Annotated in this window: 22 protein-coding genes; 10 read left to right on the top strand and 12 right to left on the bottom strand. The window is 74.1% G+C overall.

Annotation, left to right across the window (positions count from 1 at the left end):
* Positions 1-53: 53 nt before the first annotated feature.
* From ligA to ACIF6L_RS20515, 4 genes are all read right to left on the bottom strand, one after another.
* Positions 54-2,135: an NAD-dependent DNA ligase LigA gene (gene ligA, locus ACIF6L_RS20530; RefSeq protein ID WP_396486197.1), complete on the bottom strand. Its 2,082-nt coding sequence runs from the start codon at positions 2,133-2,135 to the stop codon at positions 54-56.
* Between the two features lie 168 nt (positions 2,136-2,303).
* Positions 2,304-2,942 carry a ScbR family autoregulator-binding transcription factor gene (locus ACIF6L_RS20525; RefSeq protein ID WP_396486198.1) on the bottom strand — a complete coding sequence of 213 codons (639 nt, stop codon included), beginning with the start codon at positions 2,940-2,942 and terminating at the stop codon, positions 2,304-2,306.
* 451 nt (positions 2,943-3,393) lie between these two features.
* A complete protein-coding gene (locus ACIF6L_RS20520) occupies positions 3,394-4,029 on the bottom strand; it encodes a ScbR family autoregulator-binding transcription factor (protein ID WP_396486199.1) in 636 nt (211 codons plus the stop codon).
* Positions 4,030-4,261: 232 nt separating this feature from the next.
* Positions 4,262-5,767, bottom strand: coding sequence for a tetratricopeptide repeat protein (locus ACIF6L_RS20515; RefSeq protein ID WP_396486200.1), 1,506 nt, complete (start codon positions 5,765-5,767; stop codon positions 4,262-4,264).
* A gap of 454 nt (positions 5,768-6,221) precedes the next feature.
* Here ACIF6L_RS20515 and ACIF6L_RS20510 point away from each other — a divergent pair, with 454 nt between their 5' ends.
* The 3 genes from ACIF6L_RS20510 (at position 6,222) to ACIF6L_RS20500 (ending at position 7,858) form a co-directional block, all read left to right on the top strand.
* On the top strand, positions 6,222-6,779 hold the full coding sequence (locus ACIF6L_RS20510; RefSeq protein ID WP_329485798.1) for a YceI family protein: 558 nt from the start codon (positions 6,222-6,224) through the stop codon (positions 6,777-6,779).
* 165 nt (positions 6,780-6,944) lie between these two features.
* On the top strand, positions 6,945-7,361 hold the full coding sequence (locus ACIF6L_RS20505) for an ArsR/SmtB family transcription factor (RefSeq protein WP_396486201.1): 417 nt from the start codon (positions 6,945-6,947) through the stop codon (positions 7,359-7,361).
* Positions 7,358-7,858, top strand: a complete 501-nt coding sequence (locus tag ACIF6L_RS20500) for an SRPBCC family protein (RefSeq protein ID WP_396486202.1) — start codon at positions 7,358-7,360, stop codon at positions 7,856-7,858. Before ACIF6L_RS20505 ends, ACIF6L_RS20500 begins: the two co-directional genes overlap by 4 nt.
* Before the next feature lie 35 nt (positions 7,859-7,893).
* Here the strand turns inward: ACIF6L_RS20500 and ACIF6L_RS20495 are convergent, their stop codons facing one another.
* A complete protein-coding gene (locus tag ACIF6L_RS20495) occupies positions 7,894-8,298 on the bottom strand; it encodes a RidA family protein (RefSeq protein ID WP_359809103.1) in 405 nt (134 codons plus the stop codon).
* A 196-nt stretch (positions 8,299-8,494) separates the two neighbouring features.
* On the opposite strand from ACIF6L_RS20495, the gene ACIF6L_RS20490 reads away from it, so the two are divergent.
* Positions 8,495-9,094 carry a C40 family peptidase gene (locus ACIF6L_RS20490; protein ID WP_396486203.1) on the top strand — a complete coding sequence of 200 codons (600 nt, stop codon included), beginning with the start codon at positions 8,495-8,497 and terminating at the stop codon, positions 9,092-9,094.
* A 36-nt stretch (positions 9,095-9,130) separates the two neighbouring features.
* Here ACIF6L_RS20490 and ACIF6L_RS20485 read toward each other — a convergent pair whose 3' ends face one another.
* The gene (locus ACIF6L_RS20485; protein WP_329485803.1) at positions 9,131-9,583 is read right to left on the bottom strand and encodes a MarR family winged helix-turn-helix transcriptional regulator; all 453 of its coding nucleotides are present in this window, start codon (positions 9,581-9,583) and stop codon (positions 9,131-9,133) included.
* 88 nt (positions 9,584-9,671) lie between these two features.
* On the opposite strand from ACIF6L_RS20485, the gene ACIF6L_RS20480 reads away from it, so the two are divergent.
* Positions 9,672-10,079, top strand: coding sequence for a VOC family protein (locus ACIF6L_RS20480; protein WP_396486204.1), 408 nt, complete (start codon positions 9,672-9,674; stop codon positions 10,077-10,079).
* Positions 10,080-10,100: 21 nt separating this feature from the next.
* Here the strand turns inward: ACIF6L_RS20480 and thrS are convergent, their stop codons facing one another.
* The 5 genes from thrS to ACIF6L_RS20455 all read right to left on the bottom strand — a co-directional run bounded on the left by thrS (position 10,101) and on the right by ACIF6L_RS20455 (position 16,509).
* The gene (thrS, locus tag ACIF6L_RS20475; protein ID WP_396486205.1) at positions 10,101-11,348 is read right to left on the bottom strand and encodes a threonine--tRNA ligase; all 1,248 of its coding nucleotides are present in this window, start codon (positions 11,346-11,348) and stop codon (positions 10,101-10,103) included.
* A gap of 264 nt (positions 11,349-11,612) precedes the next feature.
* Positions 11,613-12,335, bottom strand: a complete 723-nt coding sequence (locus ACIF6L_RS20470) for a leucine-rich repeat domain-containing protein (RefSeq protein ID WP_396486206.1) — start codon at positions 12,333-12,335, stop codon at positions 11,613-11,615.
* Between the two features lie 46 nt (positions 12,336-12,381).
* Positions 12,382-13,218: a PhzF family phenazine biosynthesis protein gene (locus tag ACIF6L_RS20465; RefSeq protein WP_396486207.1), complete on the bottom strand. Its 837-nt coding sequence runs from the start codon at positions 13,216-13,218 to the stop codon at positions 12,382-12,384.
* 141 nt (positions 13,219-13,359) lie between these two features.
* Positions 13,360-14,766, bottom strand: a complete 1,407-nt coding sequence (gene lpdA / locus ACIF6L_RS20460) for a dihydrolipoyl dehydrogenase (RefSeq protein ID WP_352296740.1) — start codon at positions 14,764-14,766, stop codon at positions 13,360-13,362.
* Positions 14,767-15,003: 237 nt separating this feature from the next.
* Complete coding sequence (locus ACIF6L_RS20455; RefSeq protein WP_396486729.1) at positions 15,004-16,509, bottom strand: M28 family metallopeptidase; 1,506 nt, start codon at positions 16,507-16,509, stop codon at positions 15,004-15,006.
* A 228-nt stretch (positions 16,510-16,737) separates the two neighbouring features.
* On the opposite strand from ACIF6L_RS20455, the gene ACIF6L_RS20450 reads away from it, so the two are divergent.
* The 3 genes from ACIF6L_RS20450 to ACIF6L_RS20440 all read left to right on the top strand — a co-directional run bounded on the left by ACIF6L_RS20450 (position 16,738) and on the right by ACIF6L_RS20440 (position 19,112).
* The gene (locus ACIF6L_RS20450) at positions 16,738-16,914 is read left to right on the top strand and encodes an antitoxin (RefSeq protein WP_396486208.1); all 177 of its coding nucleotides are present in this window, start codon (positions 16,738-16,740) and stop codon (positions 16,912-16,914) included.
* Positions 16,915-17,248: 334 nt separating this feature from the next.
* Positions 17,249-17,734 (top strand): TrkA C-terminal domain-containing protein, encoded by a 486-nt coding sequence (locus tag ACIF6L_RS20445; protein ID WP_359811203.1) that lies wholly within the window; start codon positions 17,249-17,251, stop codon positions 17,732-17,734.
* Between the two features lie 4 nt (positions 17,735-17,738).
* Positions 17,739-19,112 carry a cation:proton antiporter gene (locus ACIF6L_RS20440; protein WP_396486209.1) on the top strand — a complete coding sequence of 458 codons (1,374 nt, stop codon included), beginning with the start codon at positions 17,739-17,741 and terminating at the stop codon, positions 19,110-19,112.
* Positions 19,113-19,132: 20 nt separating this feature from the next.
* On the opposite strand, the gene ACIF6L_RS20435 is transcribed toward ACIF6L_RS20440, so the two are convergent.
* Positions 19,133-19,312 (bottom strand): hypothetical protein, encoded by a 180-nt coding sequence (locus tag ACIF6L_RS20435; protein WP_329485814.1) that lies wholly within the window; start codon positions 19,310-19,312, stop codon positions 19,133-19,135.
* Between the two features lie 74 nt (positions 19,313-19,386).
* Between ACIF6L_RS20435 and ACIF6L_RS20430 the strand changes: the two genes are divergently transcribed.
* Together ACIF6L_RS20430 and ACIF6L_RS20425 are read left to right on the top strand one after the other, a co-directional pair.
* Positions 19,387-19,971, top strand: a complete 585-nt coding sequence (locus tag ACIF6L_RS20430; protein WP_396486210.1) for a TetR/AcrR family transcriptional regulator — start codon at positions 19,387-19,389, stop codon at positions 19,969-19,971.
* A complete protein-coding gene (locus ACIF6L_RS20425) occupies positions 19,968-21,362 on the top strand; it encodes an MFS transporter (protein WP_396486211.1) in 1,395 nt (464 codons plus the stop codon). The genes ACIF6L_RS20430 and ACIF6L_RS20425 overlap by 4 nt, the downstream gene beginning before the upstream one ends.
* Positions 21,363-21,489: the final 127 nt, after the last annotated feature.

Raw genomic sequence — 21,489 nt, 5'->3', positions numbered from 1 at the left:
GTGGACCGTCGGCCGGGGCGCGGGCCTCGGGCCTCGGGCGGGGTGACCGGGCCTCAGGCGAGGTGGTCGGCGACCAGGGTGGCGAACTCCTCCGGGGTGATGATCCGGATGCCGAGCTCCTCCGCCTTGGCCCGCTTGGAACCGGCCTTCTCCCCCGCGACCAGCAGGGTGGTCCGCTTGGAGACGGACGAGGAGGCCTTGCCGCCGGCCCGCTCGATCAGCTCGTTGACCGCGTTGCGCGAGAGCTCGGCCAGCGGACCGGTCATGGCTCCGGTGACGACGACGCTCTCACCGGTCAGCGGGCCGGCCACCGCACCGCCGGCCACCGCACCGGCCGCCGCCTCCCCCTCCGCGCCGTCGGCGGACGCGACGGGCGCGGTCGGGGTGGTGACGGCGGTGCCCACCCCCAGGGCGGCCAGCCGGTCCAACAGCGGTGCCACCCCGGCGAGTTCGGTGACGATGACGGCGGCCTTCTCGGCGCCGATGCCGTCCACCCCGGCCAGCGCCTCGGCGTCGGCGGCGCGGATCGCCGCCATACTGCCGAAGTGTGCGGCGATCCGGCGCGACATCGTCCGGCCCGTGCCGCGGATCCCGAGCGCGCAGAACACCCGGTTGAGCGGCTGGGTGCGGGCGGTCTCGATGGCGGCGAGCAGGTTGTCGGCGCTGGTGTCGCCCATCCGCTCCAGGGTGAGCAGTTGCTCCTTGGTGAGCGTGAAGAGGTCGGCGAGATCGGCGACCAGCCCCGCCTCGACGAGCTGGACGGCGCGGGTGCCGCCGAGGCCCTCCACGTCGAGCTGGTCGCGCCCGGCGGCGTAGATGATCGAGGCGACGGCCTGGCAGGCCCGGCCGCGCACGCAGCGCCAGCGCTGCTCGGTGGTGTCGATGGCGTCACCGCAGCGCGGGCAGGTCTCGGGGAAGGCGATCGGCTGCTCGGCGCCGGTGCGCTGGTCCACCAGGGGGGCCTCGACGCGCGGGATGACGTCGCCCGCCCGGTAGACGAACACCTGGTCGCCGATCATCAGGCCCCGGCGCTCGATGTCGGCCGGGTTGTGCAGGGTGGCGTAGGTGACGGTGACACCGTCGATGACCACCGGCTCCAGGACGGCGCGCGGCGCGATGATGCCCGTCCGGCCGACGTTCCACTCCACCCCCAGCAGCCGGGTGACCTTGTGCTGGGCCTGCAGCTTGCGGGCCACCGCCCAGCGCGGGGCGCGCGAGCCGGAGCCGGCCTGCTCCTGGTCGGCGGCGGAGTCCGCCTTGACCACGACGCCGTCGATGCCGAACGGCAGGGCGGCGCGCAGCGCGGCGATCTCGTCCACGCGCTGCCCGACCTCCTCGATCGTGGCACAGCGCTGCGGGTGGGCCGCCGTGCTGGCGGCGGTGTTGGCGCCGAGAGCGGCGAGGCGCTCCAGCAGCTCGCCGTGCCCGAGGTCGGGCAGCCCGATGGCGCCGTAGGCGAAGAAGGTGAGCTCGACGCGGTAGGCGCGGTCCTTGGCCCGCAGGGTGCCGGCCGCGCCGCTGCGGGGGTGCGCGAACGGGGTGGCGCCGTGCTCGGTGCGGACGGCGTTGGCGTGGTCGAACTGCTCCTGGGTGAGCAGGACTTCGCCGCGCAGCTCGATGTCCAGGGGTTCGCCGAGCCGGGCGGGCAGGCCGAGCACCGCGTCGGCGGCGTGGGTGATGTCCTCGCCCGCGAGGCCGTCGCCGCGGGTCAGCACCTGGGCGAGGCGACCTGCCCGGTAGCGGGCCGCGATCGCCAGGCCGTCCAGCTTCGGCTCGACGCACCAGCCGGCCACCGGCCGGCCCAGCCTGCGCTCCAGACCCTCGGCCCAGGAGGCCAGCTCCTCGGCGGAGAACACGTTGTCGAGCGAGAGCATCGGCACCGAGTGCGGGACGTCCCCGACGACCGCGCCGCCGGCCACCTTGCCGGTCGGGGAGTCGGGGAGCACCTCCTGCGGGTGCTCGCGCTCGTACGCCTCGATGGCTCGCACCAGGGCGTCGTACTCGTCGTCGCCGAGCGGGGTGGCGCCGTCGGCGTAGTACGCGGCAGCGGCCCGCACCGCCGTGGAGACGGCGTCGGCGTAGGCGTCCGGGGAGGCCAGGGCAGCGGGAGAGGCCGTGGTGGCTGCGTCCTTCATACCGCCATCATGGCTCCCGGCACTGACATGCGACCGCAGGGCCGTTCGACCGCCGGGCGCGGGTGTCTCCGGACGGCCGGGGCGGGCAGGCCGCCCCACCGGCCCGCGGACCGTCGGGCTTTCCGTCCCCGGCGACCGGGGTCGGGACGGCGTCCGCCGCGACCGGGGTCAGCCGGCCGCCGGCGCCGCGGTCCGGTAGGAGTCAACCGCCTCCGGGAGGACGAGGCAGGGCAGCAGCCAGTCCCAGAACGCCTGCAGCCGGCCGGCCAGCTCCTCCCGGCCGCGCGCCGCGCCGCCCAGCACCTCCAGTCCGCACGCGGCGGCCACCAGCAGGGACTCCGGACCGACCCCGCCCGCGCGTTCGCGCAGCTCACCCGCCCGGCGCGCGCCCGCCAGCAGCTCCCGGACGGCGCCCGCCCAGACGCCCTGGAAGCCGCGGACCCCGGCGACCGGCCCGTCCTCGCCCTGCCAGGCCCCGTCCTCGCGGCCCAGCCGGAACGCCGCCCGGACCACCGGATCCGACTCCAGCGAGGCCACCAGCCAGTAGCCCGCGTCGATCAGTGCCTGGACGGACGTGGATTCCGTCCGCAGCGCGCAGCAGGCCTCCCGCAGCGCCCGCTCGGCGTGCTCCACCACGGCCCGCGCCAGCTCCTCCTTCGAGCTGAAGTGGAAGTAGAGCGCGCCCTTCGTCACCCCCGCCGCCGAGGCGATGTCCGCGAGCGTCGCGCCCGCGTAGCCGGACCGGTCGAACAGCTCCGCTCCCGCCGCGACCAGACGCCCGCGCGTCCGCTCCGATCTCTCCTGCACCAACCGGCCCTCCATTCCGCCCGCCCGCACCACGCCGGGACCGACCCGGCGACAGCCGCCGTCCGTCACCCGTTCCGCGGGAGCCGGCCAGGTCCGCGCCGGACCGTCGTCGCGCCGCCGGTGGGACGTCCCCGCCCCACCGCGACACCCCGGCCGACCGCCAGCGGTCGCCCGAACTCCCGCGCGTCGACGATGCCGTGACTGATGGTCACCGGGTAACCCCTCCGGTGATCTGCCGACGCATCCTTGGCACATTGGTTTGCCCGGGCGGCCGGGCGGCCGGCCGCCGGAGGGTGGGCACGGCCGTGGCGGCCCCGCGTCCGGCCCCGCGCCGGACAGGCGTCGACCCCGCATCGGAGCGCAAGAAACGGGACGAGCGGTTTGTCAGCCGCCAAACCGGACGCGCTGTACGGTTCGGTGTGACACGGCCAGGGCCCCGGCGGACGGGTCTTCAGCAGGCCGCGGCCGCGCGGGCGGCGGCGACCTCGGCGACCACCCTGGCGCCCCGGTCGGCATCCATCTCCAGGGAGGCCAGCACCCCGGGCACGGCCACGCTCGGCAGCAGGTGCTGGAAGAGGCCCGCGACGCGTCGCTCCAGGTCCGCGCGGCCGGCGAGCTTCTGCGACTGGACCTGCACACCCGCCCAGGCCGCCGTCACCAGCCAGGCGGTGTCGGCCGGCACCACGTGCGGGAGCAGTTCGCCGCGCTCCCCCGCCGCCGTCAGCAGCGCCTCGAACCGGGCGATCCACCTGGGGACGGCGCCCCCGCCCAGGTCCCCGAGGCCGTCCTGGCCCAGCGACAGCCGAGCGCCCGCGCTCAGCACCGTGTCACGCGGCAGCAGATGGGCCACCACCATACCGGTGTCGACGAACTCCTGCAGTCTGCAGGCGCGTTCGGGCACGGAGTCGTGGGCGAACTGCTCCTCCACCACCCCCTGGGCGAGGTCCCGCTTGGACGCGAAGTGGAAGTAGACCGCTCCCCGGGTGACGCCGGCGCGGGCCACCACCTCACCGATCGTCGCCGCCTCGTACCCGCACTCGTCGAAGACCGATGCCGCCGCCTCCAGAATCAGCCGGCGCGTCCGCACCGCCCGCTCCTGCCGCACCACACGACCACCCCGCCCACCGCACCGATCGAACAAAACCAGACAGCCCGTATCTTAACCGGCAGGCAATCCCGTACCGAACCTGCGGTTTTCTCCGGGCCAGCGGTCGCTTCGGGGGTCAGGAAACCGACCGTGCGGTATATCGAGAGCCGCTATATCGGGAGGTCTGCGGCGCGCCCCTGGCCCACCGCGAGGCGTCGGGATCCCGCCGGATTTACGGGAACGGCGTGGCGGGAGCCGCGTTCAGGGCGTCGTCGACCCGCTTCCAGAAGGCCCGGAAGTCCGCGGGAGCCGCCCGGTCGGCGGCGTACTGGGCGGAGTGCGCCTTCAGCACCTCCAGGTACTCCGGGGTGAGGATGACCGAGAACTCCCAACGGTCGGGCCCGCTGTAGGCCGGGACGGCACGGTTGCGCGCCTGGGCCAGTTCGTCCGAGATCATCCGGAGGTCGAGCAGGTACTCGGCGAGCCGGTCCCCCTCGGGCGGGGCCGCCCGCAGCCGCTCGGCGAGCAGGTCGAGCAGCGCCTTCATCCGGTCGAAGTCGTGGTAGTCCAGCTCGACGAGATAGGTGAACTCCCTTGTCTCCACCCGGTTCTCACGCACCTTCTGACACCAGATCGGGGCCAGCTCCCGGGCGGACGGGGCCGAGCGCGGATTCCTGCGCAGGAGGGTGGCCAGTGCCCTGAGGTTCCCGTCCCCGATGTTCCCCTGGTACTCACGGGCGACGGCCGGGAGGGTGACCCGGGTGGGCTGCAGGGTACTGAAGTGCGCCAGCACGACGCCCTGTTCCTGCTCGTCCAGCGTTCCCCACTCACCGTGCGGGCCGCCGCACGCGTCCGCGAGCGCGGACAGGCAGGCCGCGACGGCCATCGCCTCGCTGCCCCGCCACTCCCGCTCCAGCCACTGCTCGAAAGCCGACCCGTTGTTCACCGGCTGCCCTCCCTCTCGGTCCTGTCGATCGGTGCTCCGCGGTTCCCCGTCGTCGAAACGCCTGCGGCCGGCCAGCGCGCCGAGCCCGAGCGTGAGTCGCTTCTGCAGGCCGTCGTACCGGGACCGGGCGATCTGGTGACCGGCGTCGGCCGCCTTCTCGTACCAGCGCAGCGCTTCGCTCGGGTTGCCGAGCCACTCCTCGTAGAGGGTCCCCAGGAAGAGCGCGCCGAACGCGCTGCCGAGCTGCGCGGACCTCCGGTACCAGTGCATGGCCAGCTCGGCGTCGGCGGCCGACGGCTCCTCCGGCAGCTCCCCGCGCAGCCTGGCCCGCATCCGGCCCTCGACGATCAGCCCCAACCGGGCCATCGCGTCGGCGTTCCCGGCCCCGGCGGCCAGCCGGTGGAGCTGCTCGATCCTCGGCAGGTTCTGCGTCCCGTCCCCGCCGCTCCACTCCAACTCCAGGAGGCAGGCTGCTTCGTAGGCCTCCCGGGCCTGCTCCTCGGTGAGCAGCCCTTCCGGCAGGGCGAACGGGTCGGGCGGCGGCGGCAGTCGCGGCGCGATGGAGGGGCCACCCGGGAACGTCACGTGGTAGTGGACCCCGCCCATGACGAGGCCGGCCTGGACCACCGACATCGACACCGCCGTCCCGACGGAGAGTTCATTGCGGACCACGCCCGGCATGTCCGGCGGGGCAGCGTCCGCCACGTCCGGCACGTCCCGCGCATCCGGCCCGGCGACGCCCGGCACGGACCGCGCGGCGCTGTCCGCGCGGTGCTCCGCGGCCTCGTCCAAGAGGTCACCCCACTCGCTGCGCGTCCGGACGGCGTCGCCGGTGCCACCGGCCGGCGACGGGGCCGGACGGACCGGTCGACAGCGCCGGTGCAGGGATGCTACCCGCGTCAACCACGGTGCGAGACACGCGTTCTGGCCAATCTGACGGTGCACGGCAGGACACGGCACCCTGCTCCCCCGCGCGACCTCCGGGAGCCGTCGGACCGCTTCGGAGTGAGCCGCCGGACCCACCCGTAGTGCACGGTCGCACCGGCCCGGAGTTCGGCATCGGGCACCGCCGGACCCTCCGGGCCGGTCCGCCCGTCCGGGTGAACAGCGCATGCGGCACCGGGGCGGAACGCCTAGCGTGGCCCAGGGCACCCCGCCCGGCCCGCCGCCCTCCCCGGACGGGCGCGACCGGCACCGCGGGGCTCCGACCCTCCGGCTCCGCCCCCGTTCCCCTCAGGAGATCCCCGTGACCACGACGACCCCGCTGGCCGATCTCACCGGCGACTACGTCCTGGACCCGGCGCACACCCGGATCGGCTTCGTGGCACGCCACGCCATGGTGACGAAGGTGCGCGGCGCGTTCCAGACCTTCGAAGGCAGCGCCCACCTCGACGGCACCGACCCGAGCCGCTCCACCGCCCGGGTGTCGATCAGCGCCGAGAGCATCGACACCGGCAACGAGCAGCGCGACGGGCACCTGCGCACCAACGACTTCCTCGACGCCCCGAATCACCCGAGGATCACCTTCACCTCGACGGGCGTCGAGCAGCTGAACAGCGCCGAGTACCGGGTCAGCGGTGAGCTGACCATCAAGGAGACCACCCGCCCGATCACCATCGACTTCGAGTACACCGGCAACGCCCGGGACCCGTACGGCAACCTCCGGGTCGGCCTGGAGGGATCGGTCGCCATCAGCCGCAAGGACTACGGCATCACCTGGAACGCCGCCCTCGAAGGCGGCGGCGTCCTGGTCGGCGACAAGGTGGTGCTGGAGTTCGACATCTCGGCGATCAAGCAGGAGTGACCCGGCCCGGGTGTACCCGAGGGCCTGTGGCGGAGACCGCCACAGGCCCTCGGCGCGTTCCGGGGCGCGCCTCGCGGTTACTCAACCCACTGGTTGAACAAGCGCGCGGCACGGAGTAGCCTCGTATTCAACCAAACGGTTGCGAAGAGAAGCAGAGGTGCGCTGATGGCCGCCGATCCGCTGTCCAGGGCGTTCGTCGCCCTGGCCGACCCGACCCGGCGCGACATCGTCGCCCGGCTCTCCGTCCGCGACGCCGGGGTCGGCGAACTCGCGGAGTCCTACGCCATGTCGATGCAGGCCGTCTCCAAGCACCTCAAGGTGCTGGAGGAGGCGGGGCTGGTGAGCCGAAGTCGCGACGCCCAGCGCCGGCCGTGCCACCTGGAGCCCCAGGTGCTCGATCTGATGACGGTCTGGATCGAGCGGTACCGCCGGCAGGCCGAGGAGCGGTTCGGTCGGCTGGACGCCGTCCTCGCCGCCATGGAGGACGGCGACGAGCCCGGAGCGGCCGTCCCGGCCCCGGAATCCCCCGAAGTGCACGAAGAGCACGAAGAGCACGAAGAGCACGAAGGAGCAGCGTCATGACCTCCAGCGACGACCGCCGGACCACGATCGAGGCGGACCCGGCACTCCCCGTCATCCGCATCGTCCGCGAGTTCGACGCCCCACCGGCCCGGGTGTTCCGCGCCTGGACCGAGCCCGAGCTGGTGGCGCGGTGGCTCGGCCCCAGGGACCAGGTCATGAAGATCGACACCTGGGACGCCCGCACCGGCGGCAGCTACCGCTACTCCGCACTGGCCGGGGACGGGCCGGCGAGTCAGGTGATCGCCTCCTTCTACGGCTCGTTCCACGAAGTCCGCCGGGACAGCCGGCTCGTCCAGACCTTCACCTTCGAGGGCGTACCGGACGGCGTCTCACTGGAGACCGTGGTCTTCGAGCCGGTCGGCGAAGGCCGCACCCGGGTCAGCTCGCTCTCCCTCGTCGACAGCCTGGCCACCCGCGACGCGATCATGGCGAGCGGGATGGACCGCGGCGTGATCGAGGGCTACGAGCAGTTGGACGAGCTCCTCGCCGCCGGCTGACCCCGGCGCGCCGCCGCCGCCACGGGGGCGGTCGCTCAGGACAGCACGGCGACCGCCTCGACCTCGACGAGCTGGTCGGTGTAGCCCAGGACGGTGACGCCGAGCAGGGTGCTGGGCACGTCGTGGCTCCCCAGGTAGGAGCGGTAGACCTCCCACGCCGTCACGAGGTCCTCCTGCCGGGAGGAGGCCACGTACACGGTGGTCCGGACGAGGTCGGTCAGGGCGGCGCCCTCGTCCTCCAGCACGGTGATCAGGTTGCGCATGACCTGGTGGGCCTGGGCCCCGAAGTCGCCCACCGCGACCGTCCGCCCCTCCGCGTCGAGCGGACAGGCGCCCGCCAGCCAGAGCGAGCGCACCGGCGCGTCCACGGAGGCGGCGTAGGCGTAGTCCACCGCCTGGGTGAGCCGGTGGTTGCGGATCAGCCGGACCGTACCGCTCATGGGGGCTCCGAAGGTCGAACGGATGTCTGCTCCCCATCCTCGACAGCCGCCTGATCACCGGTCAAACCATTAACCGCCGCCCGCTCCTCCCGCCGCGCCCCCGCGCCCCCGCACTCCCGGTTCACCGGTGCGGGTGATGGCGGGTCGCCCCGCCGGACGGCGATCCTGGTGCCCCACCGAACGAAGGGGTTCCGCGATGGTGCTTCGACTGCCCGGCCGCGGTGTCGGCCGCCGCCGGATCCTGGGGCTGGCCCTGGGCGCGAGCGCCGTACCCGTCCTCGCGACCGTCGCGGCCCGGGCGGCACCGGCCGCGGCGCCGCTGCCACCGGCCGCCCTGGGCCGCCGGGTCGCCGAGGTGGCGGCCGCGCAGATCGGCGTGCCGTACGCCTGGGGCGGCGGCGACCGGCTGGGCGCGGGCATCGGGTTCTGCGACGAGGAGAACGGCTACCTCGACGGCCAGTGCCTCGGCGAGCACACCGTCGGCTTCGACTGCAGCGGGCTGTCCCTCTACAGCTGGTACCGGGCCAGCGGGGGCGCCGTCGACCTCGCCCACTACACCGTCGCGCAGTACCACCGCTCCGAGCCGGTCGCCCGGGCCGACCTGCTCCCCGGCGACCTGCTGTTCTTCTCGCGCGCGGACGCGCCGCTGCACCACGTCGGCGTCCACGCGGGCGACGGCGCGATGATCCACGCCGAACGCACCGGCACCCTGGTCACCCGTCTGCCCGATGTCCTCGAAGACCCGCGCTGGGCGGCCGAGTTCGCCGGCGCCCGGCGCCCGCTGCCGCTCGGCTGAGCGAGCGGAAGCGACCGGGAGCCGGCCCGCCCGCTCTCAGAGCGCCCCCGGCAGGTCGTGGTGGACCCGGCGCAGCAGGTCGTGCAGGGTGCGGCGCTCCCGCGGGTCGAGCGGGGCGAGGATCTCGTCCTGCACCGCGCGGGCCTCGGCCTCCAGTTCGGCCAGGACCGCCCGGCCCGTCCCGGTGATGCTCACCGAGACGCGCCGGCGGTCCGCCGTGTCACGGATGCGCTCGACGCAGTCGGCGGCGGCCAGCCGGTCGGCGACCTTGGCCATGTCGCTGGGGTCCACGCCGAGCCGCCGGACCAGGTCGCGCTGGGCGTGCGGCCCGAAGTCGGCCAGTGCGGCGAGCACCGCCATGTCCCAGAGCCGCAGGCCGCGCCCGGCCAGCCGCTCGGCCAGCCGGCTCCGTGCGGCCCTGCCGGTCCGGGAGAGCAGGTAGGTACTGAGGTCCAGCAGGGTGGGCGGGGTGGAGCTCTCGGGGGTCACCCCATCAGTCTAGGGTCCGGCCCTATAGTGGGTCAGCACCTACTAATTGCGGTGGGCCGCCCGCCGCCCCGAGCCCAGGAGTCCCGACGTGGATGCCCTGTACACCCGCCTGCTCGTCTCCCGCTTCGCCGAGTGCTTCGCCTTCTACCGCGCCGTCCTGCCCCCGCTCACCGGCGCCGCCCTGGGCAAGGGCGACGCGGCGGGCCCGTACGCCAACTGGGAGGCCGACGGCCGGACCGTGCTCGCGCTGTACGACCGCGCGATGATGGCCGCCGTCCTGGGCACCGAGCGGCTCCCGCCCCGCCCGCCGGCCGCCCAGGACTCCGCGATGCTGGCCGTCCGCGTCACCGACGTGGACGAGGCGCTCGCCCTCTGCCTCCGCCACGGCGCCCGCGTGGCGGCCGAAGCCACCGACCGCCCCGCGTGGGGCCCGACCCTGCGCACCGCCCACCTCCGTGACCCGGACGGCCACCTGATCGAGCTGCAGTCCTACTGACCGCCGCCCCCGGCCGGCCGGCTACTCCCCGGCCGGGGCGGGCTCCCACAGGTCGGGGCTGCCCGCCCCGACCAGGGACCGGATCCGGGCCAGGGCCTCGTCGGCGGGGATCGGGGCGAGCCGGCGGCCGTCGCGCAGGCGCAGGGCCACCAGGCCGTCGGCCGCCTCCCTCGGCCCGATCACCGCCTGGTACGGGACCAGCCGGGCCTCCCGGATCCGGGCGCCCAGGGTGCCGTGCTCGGGCCCGGCGACCTCGGCCCGCAGCCCCTGGTCGAGGCAGCGCTGCCGCAGTCGCCCGGCCTGGTCGGCCTCCCCCTCGGACACCGGCAGCAGGACCAGCTGGGTGGGTGCCAGCCAGGCCGGGAACGCGCCGCCGTACAGCTCGATCAGATGGGCGACGACCCGCTCGACGCTGCCGATGACACTGCGGTGCACCATCACCGGGCGGTGCCTGGCCCCGTCGGCGCCGATGTAGTGCAGGCCGAACCGCTCCGGCTGGTGGAAGTCGATCTGCACGGTGGAGAGGGTGGATTCGCGACCGGCGCCGTCGGCGATCTGGACGTCGACCTTCGGTCCGTAGAACGCCGCCTCCCCCTCGACCGCCTCGAAGGGCACGCCGGACCGCTCCAGCACCTCGGTCAGCAGCGCGGTGGCCCGCTCCCAGAGCGCCGGGTCGGCCACGTACTTCCCGCCCTCGCCGGGCAGCGAGAGCCGGTAGCGGACGGGGCGGATCCCGAGCGCGCGGTGCGCCTCGCGGATCAGCTCCAGCGCGGCCACCGCCTCGTCGGCCGCCTGCTCGGGGGTGCAGAAGATGTGGGCGTCGTTCAGCTGGATCGCCCGGACCCGGGTGAGCCCGCCCAGCACGCCGGACGGTTCGGACCGGTACATCCCGCCCAGTTCGGCCATCCGCAGCGGGAGCTCGCGGTAACTGCGCGCCCGGGAGCGGTAGATGAGGGCGTGGTGCGGGCAGAGGCTCGGGCGCAGCACGATCTGCTCGGCGCCCAGGTCCATCGGCGGGAACATGTCGTCGCGGTAGTGCGACCAGTGGCCGGAGATCTCGTACAGCTCGCGTTTGCCGAGCACCGGCGAGTACACGTGGCGGTAGCCGGCCCGCTGTTCGCACCCCCGGACGAACTCCTCCAGGGTGTGCCGGACGGCGGCGCCGCCGGGCAGCCAGTACGGCAGGCCGGCGCCCATCAGCGGGTCGGTGTCGAAGAGGTCGAGTTCACGGCCGAGGCGGCGGTGGTCGTGCATGGTGGCGGTCTCCACTCGGGTCTGCGGGGTGGCACCTGCGGGGGGCTCTCCGCAGGCGGCGCTCCTGGGCCGAGTGGGCGGGAACGACGAAGCCCCGGGGCACTCGGCCCCGGGGCTTCGGACTAGGTCAGCAGTCAGCGCACCGGGACTCTCTCCGGCGTCGTCGTCAGGACGGCTGCAGCGCGCTTCATGCCTCCCACGGTAACAGGGCGGCGGCGCTCCCGGCGATCCGTTTCCGGTGCTCGCCCGCGCCCCGGAGCCGATCGGGAGCGGGCGTCCTCAGTACAGCACCGCGCAGCCCCGCTCGCCGAGGGCGGCGAGCAGCCGGGGCGGCGGTGTGACGTCGTTCCACCGCAGGTCGAGCTTCTCCAGGGCCGGCAATCCGGCCAGCCAGTGCGGCAGTTCGGTGATGCGATTGCTCCGCAGGTCCACCCGGCGCAGCAGCGGGAGCCCGGCGAGCACCGGAGGGATCTCGGTGAAGGCGTTGTCCCGCAGGTCGAGCTCGCGCAGCGCGGCGAGTCCGGCGGCGGACGGCGGCAGAGCGGTCAACGCGTTGCCGCGCAGCCACAGTTCGCGCAGGGCGCCGAGCCGGCCGAGGGTGTCCGGCAGTCGGGTGAGCCGGTTGTGCTGGGCCCGGAGCTCCACGAGGTCGGTCATCCCACCGAGGGCGTCCGGCAGTTCGCCGATCCGGTTCTCGCCGACGTTGAGGTAGCGCAGGGCGCCGAGCCGGCCGAGGGCGTCCGGCAGCCGGGTGAGCGCGTTGTCGTGCAGGTAGAGGAAGTCGCGCAGTGCGGTGAGTTCACCGAGTTCCTCCGGCACGGCGGTGAGCGCGTTGTGCCCGAGGTCGAGAGTCCGGAGACGGCGCAACCGTCCGATGGCGGGCGGCAGTTCGGTCAAGCCGGTCTCGGCCAGGATGAGGACGGTCAGGTCGGTGCGGTCCCAGACGGATTCCGGCACCGCACCGAGCGGCTGCCGCCAGAGGTTGAGGGTCAGGTCTGTCACCCGGGCATTCTCCGCCGGTGCGACGCCCCGGCGAAGCCCGGGGCCGCTACGCGCCCGGGAGGTGGAGGGTCCCGTCGAGGACGGTGACGGCGGTGCCGGAGAGGTGGACGCGGTCGCCATGGAGGGCCGTCCGGACCAGGCCGGTGCGAGCGGAGACCTGGAGGCCGGCGAGCCGGTCACGGCCCAGCCGGGCCGTCCAGTACGGGGCGAGCGCGGTGTGGGCGCTGCCGGTGACCGGGTCCTCCGGGATCCCTCGGGCCGGGGCGAAGAAGCGGGAGACGAAGTCGTACCCGGCGTCGCCGCGGGCCGCGGGCGCCGTGACGATGACGCCGCGCAGGTCGTCGCGGAGCGTCAGGGCGGCCAGCGCGTCCAGCCGGGGCGTCAGGTCGCGCACGGCGGCCTCGTCCGGCAGGACGGCCAGCAGGTCGCCGAGCCTGCCGGTGTGCCAGGCCGACTCGGGCTCGACGGTCAGCGCCTCGGCCAGCCCCTCGGGGACGGGGACCTCGGTGCCGGGTGCGGCCGGAAAGTCCAGGGTGACGCCGCCGGCCTCGTCGGTGTGGGTGACGAGGACCCCGTGGTACCGGCTGCGGAACCGCACCGTGCCGAGGATCCCCCGCTCGGTGCGGAGCGTGTGCGCCGTGGCCAGGGTGGCGTGCCCGCACAGGGTGGCCTCGACGGTGGGGGTGAACCACCGGATCGCCCAGTCGGCTTCGGCGCCGCCGGGCAGCGGGAGGGCGAACGCCGTCTCGGAGTGGTTCAGCTCGGCGGCCACCTGCCGCATCCAGGTGTCGTCCGGCCACTCCCCGGCGGGCAGCAGGCACACGCCGGCCGGATTGCCGGCGAACGGACGGTCGGTGAAGGCGTCGACCACGTGAATGCGCATGGCGGGGACGATAGCGGTGGCCCCGGCGGGTCGCCATGGCCAATCGGAGGTGATTGGCCTGGTGCCGGGCGGGCGGGCGGTCGCGCCGCCCGCCCGGCACCCCTGACCGCGGTCCTGACCGTGGTCCCGGGCGGGCCCGTGTCACATGTTGATCATGTGCCCGGCCAGGCCGTGGACGGCCTCCTTGACCGCCTCGCCGAGCGTCGGGTGGGCGTGCACGTTGCGGGCCACCTCGTGCACGGTGAGGTCCCACTGCTGGGCCAGCGTCAGCTCCGGCAGCAGCTCGGTGACCTCGGGGCCGATCAGGTGGGCGCCCAGCAGCTCGCCGTGCTTGCCGTCGCTGATCACCTTGACGAAGCCGATCGGGTGGCCGAGCCCGTGCGCCTTGCCGTTAGCGGTGAACGGGAACTTGGCGACCTTGACGTCGTACCCCTGCTCGCGGGCCTGCGCCTCGGTGTACCCGAAGCTGGCGATCTGCGGCTGGCAGTAGGTGGCGCGCGGGATCATCACGAAGTCGAGCTCCATGGTCTCGGCCCCGCCGATGGTCTCGGCGGCGATCACGCCCATCGACTCGGCCGCGTGGGCCAGCATCAGCTTGGCCGTCACGTCACCGATCGCGAAGATGTGGTCGACGCTGGTGCGGCCCCGGCCGTCGACGTCGATCGCGCCGCGGTCGGTGAGCTTCACCCCGGTGTTCTCCAGGCCGTAGCCGTTCACCCGGGGCGCGAAGCCGATCGCCTGGAGCACCTTGTCGGCCTCCAGCACCTGCTGCTGACCGTCGCGGGTGACGGTGACCCTGACCTTGGCGGCCGGGTCGCTGTCGTCGATCGACTCCACCCGGGTCGAGGTGAGCACCTCGATGCCGAGCTTGCGGTACTGCTTGCCGAGCTCGGCGGAGACCTCGGCGTCCTCCAGCGGCACCATCCGGTCGAGGAACTCGACGATGGTGACCTTCACGCCGTAGTTGTGCAGCACGTACGCGAACTCGACGCCGATCGCGCCGGCGCCCGCGATGATGATGCTGCCCGGCAGCTCCTCGGTGAGGATCTGCTCCTCGTAGGTGACCACGCGCTCGCTGAGGCTGGTGCCGGGGAGCAGCCGGGTGGTGGCGCCGGCCGCGATGATGCAGTGGTCGAAGGTGACGACCTCGAAGCCGCCGCCGCTCAGCGCGACCTGGAGGGTCCGATCGTCGACGAAGGTGCCCCGGCCGTCGTACTCGGTGATGCCGTTCTTCTTCATCAGGTAGTGGACGCCCTTGACCCGGCCGTCGGCGACGGTCCGGCTGCGGCGGAACGCCTCGCCGAAGTCGAAGCTCACCGTGCCCTCGACCTTGATGCCGAAGGTCTTGGCCTCCTTGGTGAAGATGTGCGCCAGCTCGGCGTTGCGCAGCAGGGCCTTGGAGGGGATGCAGCCGACGTTGAGACAGACCCCGCCCCAGTACTTGGCCTCGATGACGGCGGTCCGCAGGCCCAGCTGGGCGGCGCGGACGGCGGCGGTGTAGCCGCCGGGACCCGCGCCGAGGACGACGACGTCGTAGTGCGTGCTCATGATGCTGACTCCTCCGAAGGTGTCACGGTGACGTGATCTCGGTGCCATGGTGTCAGCAGCCCGGGCGGCGCACTCATCGGCCCCGGCCGATCGGCCGCCGTCCGGGTGCGGCCCGGGAGCGCGACGGGGAAAGGGCGCGGCGCAGCGGGGAACGGCGGGGAAAGGGCGCGGCGCAGCGGGGAACGGCGGGGAACGGGGCGGCGCCGGGGCCCCGCCCGGTGGCGGGGCCCCGGGCGGTCAGGCCGAGACCTCGTGGGTGTGGCCCTCGTGGAGGCCGCCACCGCTGCCGGCCTGGCCCTCGGTGTGCTGCGGCGCCACCGGCGCGTGCAGCGAGGAGAGGTCCCAGGCGTAGGTGCCGACGGCGTCGGCGATCACGTCGATGTTGACGTCGAAGGCCAACAGGTCGAGGTTGCCCAGGTTGTCGCAGGCCTTGTGGTAGCACGTGTCGAACGCCACCCCGGCCGTGCCGCCGTAACGCGCCGCCTGCGCCGCGGACTTGATCACCTCGGCGCCGGTGTCGGTGCCGCCCGCCGGGATCCCCGCGTCGATGAACGGGCCGTAGTCGGAGCGGCCGGTGAAGTCGGTGCCCTCGTGCGGCAGGCCCCGGCGGTCCAGGTAGTCGGTGATGCGCCGCTCCAGTTGCGCCGAGCCGTCCGGGCCGGGGCCGGAGCCGACGTGGTCGGAGTCGTCGCCGTCGTAGACGAACTGGGCGGAGTTGGGCGAGGCGATCATGTCGAAGTTCAGATAGAGCTTGATCTTCTTCTGCTCGGCCTCGGAGAGTGACGCCACGTAGGCCTCGGAGCCCTTGAGGCCGAACTCCTCGGCCGACCACCAGGCGAACCTGACCTTGTTCCTGACCGGTCGGTCGCCGAGGTTCTTCGCCACCTCCAGGACGCCCGCCGAGCCGGAGCCGTTGTCGTTGATGCCCGGGCCCGCCACCACGGAGTCCAGGTGGGAGCCGATGACGACGGTGTTCGCCGGATCGCCGCCGCGGGTCTCGGCGATGACGTTCCAGGTCTTGCGCTTCTCCATGAGGGTACGGATGTCCAGGCCCACGGTGACCGGCCCGGCGGCGGCCTTGGCGACCAGCGCCTCGCCCGCCGCTCTGCTGATCCCGCCGGTCGGAACGCGGCCGGCGGTCGGCTCCCCGAGGGTGCCGTTGAGGTCGCCGTCGGTGTTGTTGTAGACGAGGACGCCGGTCGCACCGGCGTCCGCCGCCGCGGCCGCCTTGACGGCGAAGCTGCAGCCGCCGCGCTTTATCAGCGCGATCCGGCCGGCGAACGCGCCGGCCGCGTAGTCCCCCGCCTCGCAGCCGGTGGTGTCGTCCGCCGGGACGACCGCGAGCGGGGCGGTCAGACCGGCCGCCGGGCCGCCGACGGAGTACGTCATGGCGATCACCGGTACATCCTCGGCCTGGGGGGACACCACCGTCAGTTTCTGCGCGAGGGCCTGGAAGAAGGTGTACTCGAATTCCTGCTTCGACACCTTCAGACCGGCCTGGCGGGCCTGCTCGTAGACGTAGCGCGCCGACTCGTCGTGGCCGCGGGAGCCCGCCACCCGGTTGCCGCCGTTGCGGTCCGCGATCCGCTGCAGCGCGGCCAGCGTCCGGCGGGCGCTGCCGGCGCTGCTCTCCTCGACGAGCCGGGCGGCCAGCTTGGCTCCCTTGCGGCCCGGGTCCGGTGCGGCCGCGGCGCTCCCGGCGCCGACCAGCAGCAGCGGGGTCACCAGGGCCGCGACCGCCAGCGCGGAGCTCGCGACCCGGGTGGTCCGGGCAGCGCCCGGGCGGGGTGAGACGGTCGGGCGGCGGGTCCGAGCATTCACGGCAGGTCCTTCCGAGAGTCCATGGAGATCCCGATTTGACATGCTCCGGGCCACCTTGCCAACCCTGCCGCGAAAGCTGACCGGATGCGGACATCCGGCGGCGCGGTGATCCTGGAGGGGAGGGGCCGTCTCATCCAGGAGGGTGACCGAATGTCCATGATCGACAAGATCAAGCAGATGCTGAAGGGCCACGAGGACCAGGCGGACAAGGCCGTCGACAAGGCCGGTGACACCGTCGACCAACGGACCCAGAGCAAGTACAGCGGCCACGTCGACACGGCCCAGGACAAGGTCAAGGACCAGTTCCGCGACCAGCCTCCCCAGTAGCCCGCCGACGCAGTCCGGACACACGGGTCCGGTACCCCGGCCGGGTGAGCGCGACCACGCGCGCACCCGGCCGGGGTACCGCGCGTCCACGGCCGGACGGGCGCTCCCCTCGGACCGTACGGGCGCCCGCGGGGACCCTCCCACCAGGAGGGCTTTACACAGTCATTACCATTGGCACGGTAGCGCTTCCGCGTGTCGCACACGGCGCGGCGCCGTTCACCCGTCCGGGTGAGCGGCCGCCCCGCCGGGCCGGCCCAGTTCCGGCGGACGGCCGGCCCTGTTCCGGCGGACGTCGCGCACGCCAGCGGGAAGCCCTGACGAGAGGACAGCCGTCGTGTCGATCCCCCGTGTCCGGACCACTCCCCTGCCCGGCGTCGGCGTCCAGTACGACCTCACCACCCGAGAACAACGGCACCTGTCCGTCATCGCCCACCGGGACGGCTCACGCAGCCTCAACGTCTACCGCTCGGACGACCCCGACGCCTGCGCCCAGGCGTTCCGGCTGACGGCCGAGGAGTCCACCGCCCTGGTCGACGCCCTGACGCCCGCTCACCACAACCCGGGCCTGCTGCACACCACCGACCTGGGCCTGGTCGCCGAACGCCTCCCCGTCGAGGGCGCCTCGCACTGGAACGGCCGGGTGCTCGGCGAGACCCGGATGCGCACCGAGACCGGCGCCTCGATCGTCGCCGTGCTGCGCCGCACCGGCGCCGTGCCCTCCCCGACCCCCGACTTCCGGCTGGCCGGCGGGGACATCCTGATCGTGATCGGCACCCGTGAGGGCGTGGACGCCGCCGCCGCGATCCTGGGCAGGGAGTGATCGGATGCACACCGCAAGCGTCTTCATCGAACTCGGCTCGGTCATCCTGGTCCTCGGCCTGCTCGGCCGAATAGCCGGCCGGTACGGGTTCTCGCCCATCCCGCTCTACCTGCTCGGCGGACTGGCCTTCGGCAAGGGCGGCCTGCTGCCGCTCAGCGCCAGTGAGGAGTTCGTGGCCACCGGCGCCGAGATCGGCGTCGTCCTGCTGCTGCTGATGCTGGGTCTGGAGTACACCGCCGCCGACCTGGTGACCAACCTCAAGGCCCAGTACCCGGCCGGTGCCGTCGACTTCGTGCTCAACGCACTGCCCGGCGCGGCCGCCGCCCTGCTCCTCGGCTGGGGCCCGGTCGCCGCCGTGGTGCTGGCCGGCGTCACCTGGATCTCCTCCTCCGGGGTGATCGCCAAGGTGCTCGGCGACCTCGGCCGGCTCGGCAACCGGGAGACCCCGGTGATCCTCAGCATCCTGGTGCTGGAGGACCTCGCGATGGCCGTCTACCTGCCGATCCTGACCGCGCTGCTGGCCGGCGCCGGCCTGCTCGCCGGCTCGCTCACCCTGGCCATCGCGCTCGCCACCGCGGGCGCCGTGCTCTTCGTCGCGCTCCGCTACGGCCGGGTGATCTCGAAGTTCGTCTCGCACGACGACCCGGAGAAGCTGCTGCTGGTCGTCCTCGGACTGACCCTGCTGGTGGCCGGCCTCGCGCAGCAGCTCCAGGTGTCCGCCGCGGTCGGGGCGTTCCTGGTCGGCATCGCCCTCTCCGGCGAGGCCGCCGAGGGCGCGCACACCCTGCTCAGCCCGTTGCGGGACCTCTTCGCGGCGGTCTTCTTCGTCTTCTTCGGGCTCAGCACGGATCCGACGAGCATCCCGCCCGTCCTGCTGCCCGCGCTGCTGCTGGCCGTGGTCACCGCGCTCACCAAGGTGGCGACGGGGTACTGGGCCGCCCGCCGGGCCGGGATCGGCGAACGCGGCCGCTGGCGGGCCGGCGGCGCGCTGGTCTCGCGCGGGGAGTTCTCCATCGTCATCGCCGGTCTGGCCGTCACCGCGGGCATCGAGCCCGAACTCGGGCCGTTCGCCACCGCGTACGTGCTGATCCTGGTGGTCACCGGCCCGCTCGCGGCCCGGTACACCCAGCCCGCGGTGGAGCGCCTCGGGACGCTGCGCGGGCGCTGGGCTCCGGCGGCCCGGGTCTCGCCGGGCGCCGAACGGCTGCCCGACGCCGGGGCGAGCGACGCCGCCACGGTGCCGGAGGCGATCACGTTCGAGGGGCCGGAGCCGGCGGAGCTCGTTCAGGACGGGTTCGCGCAGGACGGGTTCGCGCAGGACGAGTTCGCGCAGGACGGGTTCGCGCAGGAGCAGCCGGCCAACGGGCTGCCGCGCTGAGGCCGGGGCCCCGGGGCGGATCAGTCGGACCGGTCCGCCCCGGGGCCGGGCTCCCGGCCCGACCCGGGCCGGCGGCCGGGCTCGGGGTCCGGCACCGCACCGCAGTTCTCGCAGGGCTGCCGCCCGGCCCGCTCGCGCAGCCGGCCGCACTCCGGGCAGACCCGGTCCAGCCAGCACGCCGATTCGCCGCCTTCGTCCATACCGCCGATTCTGCCCGGCTCACCCCCGCGACGGCGAGTAGACACTGTCTACTCGCTCCTGGTAGACAGTGTCTATGACTGATCAGGGTTCGGGCCTGCGCGCCCGGCTGGTGGCGGCCGGCGTCGAACTGGTGACGGCTCAGGGGGTCCACGCGCTCTCGCTGCGCGAGATCGCCCGCCAGGCCGGCGTCTCGCACGGCGCGCCGCGCCGCTACTTCGCCACCCACGTCGAGCTGCTGTCCGCCATCGCCCGGCACGGCTTCGACGAGCTGGCCGCCGGCCTCACCCGGGCGACGGCCGGCGCGGGCCCGGGCCCGCGCGAGCGGCTCGCCGCACTCGCCCGCGGCTACCTCGGCTTCGCCGCCGCCCAGCCCGGCATGTTCGAGCTGATGTTCCGCCACGACCTGCTGGAGGGCAGCGGCATCGGCCTGCGGCAGACCAGCCTCCCGCTCTTCCGGACCTTCACCGCCCTGGTCGCCGAGGTGCGGCCACCGAGCGGCGCGGAGCCCGCGGCGGCGGCCGCCGCACTCTGGGCCAACCTGCACGGGCTCGCCCAGCTCCGCGCCTGGGGCAGCCTCCAACTCGCCACCGGCAGCGACGACATCGAGCCACTGCTGCACGCCGCCCTGGCCGCCCACCTGGGCCCGGAGGCACGGTGAAATCGCCCGCGCGCCGGCGCCTCACCCTCGCCGGGAGCATCACCGGCGCCTCGATCGTGGCCCTGGACGGCACCGTCCTCACCGTCGCCCGGCCCGCCATGCAGCACGACCTCAACGCCTCCTTCACCGCCGTCCAGTGGACCAGCACCGCCTACCTGATCGCGGTGGCGAGCCTGCTGGTCTTCGCCGGCCGGCTGGGTGACCGCTACGGCCACCAACGCGTCTTCGCCGTGGGCGTGCTGGGCTTCGCCGCCGCCTCGGCCGGGATCGGCCTGGCGCCCGGCATCGGCTGGGTGATCGGCCTGCGCGTCGCCCAGGGCGTGGCGGGCGCGCTGCTGCAGCCCGCCACCCTGGGCATGCTGCGCGCGGCCTACCCGGCCGACCGGCTCGCGATGCCGATCGCCCTGCGCACCAGCGCGATCGGCCTGGCGGCCGCCGCCGGACCGGTCGTCGGCGGGGCGCTGACCGCCCAACTGGGCTGGCGGGCGGTCTTCTTCCTCACCGTCCTCCCCGCCGTCGCGGCCGGGCTCGCCGCGCTGGCCGTGCGGATTCCGCAGCCACCCACCGACCGGTCCGCCGGCGCCCTGCGCGCGCTCGACCTGCCGGGCGCCGCCCTGCTCGCGGCGGCGCTGGTCTGCCTGGTGCACACGCTCGTCGGGGTGCCCGAGGACGGCCGGCCGGCCGCCACCGTGTTCGGCCTGCTCGCCGCGGCCCTGCTCGGCACCGCCTTCGTCCACCAACAGCGGCGCGCGGCACACCCGTTGCTGCCGCCGCGGGTGTTCGCCTCGCCCACCGTCGCGTCCTCGCTCGGGGTGCTGCTGACCGCGTCCGCGGCGCTCTTCGGGACGCTGTTCCTGGCCACCTACTTCCTCCAGGACGTGCTCGGGCTGGACCCGTTCCAGTCCGGCGTCCGGGCGTTGCCGCTGGCCGTCACGATGGTCGCCGCCGCCCCGGCCGCCGCGGTGCTGATGCGCCGCCACGGGGCCCGGGCCACCGCCGGGGCCGGGATGCTGCTGCTCACGCTCGGCACCCTGCTCGCGGCCCGGTTCGACGAGTCCTCCGGGGCCGTCGCGATCGGCGGCAGCTTCCTCCTGCTGGGCAGCGGGTTCGGGGCGGTGATGGTCACCGCGACGGCCGCCCTCGTCCGCGACGCCTCGGTGGCGGACGCGGGCGTCGCCGGCGGGCTCCAGCAGACCGTGATGAACATCGGCCCGGCCCTGGGGACCGCCGCCGCGACCACCCTCACCGCCGGCCGTCCGCTCGTGACCGCCATGGGCCCGGCCCTGCTGGTCCTCGCGGCCACAGCGGCGGTCGGCGTCCTACTCGCCACCCGCCTCCCGACCCGGGCCCGGGCGGCGGGGGTGGTGGAGGCGACGCGGCCGGGGCACTGAACCGGTCACTCCCCCGCAAGGGCGTACGTCGTCCCGGTCGGTGCCCTCGGGCCCGTCGATCGCTTCACGCCGTCGAGTTGTCGACGACTTCGGCGGTCTCCACGTACCCGATGGACGGCGTCGCGCC

It is taken from the genome of Kitasatospora sp. NPDC086009 (assembly GCF_044540385.1).
Classification (GTDB): domain Bacteria; phylum Actinomycetota; class Actinomycetes; order Streptomycetales; family Streptomycetaceae; genus Kitasatospora.
Note: the sequence above shows the minus strand (reverse complement) of the source record. Positions and strands in the feature narration are given on the sequence as shown.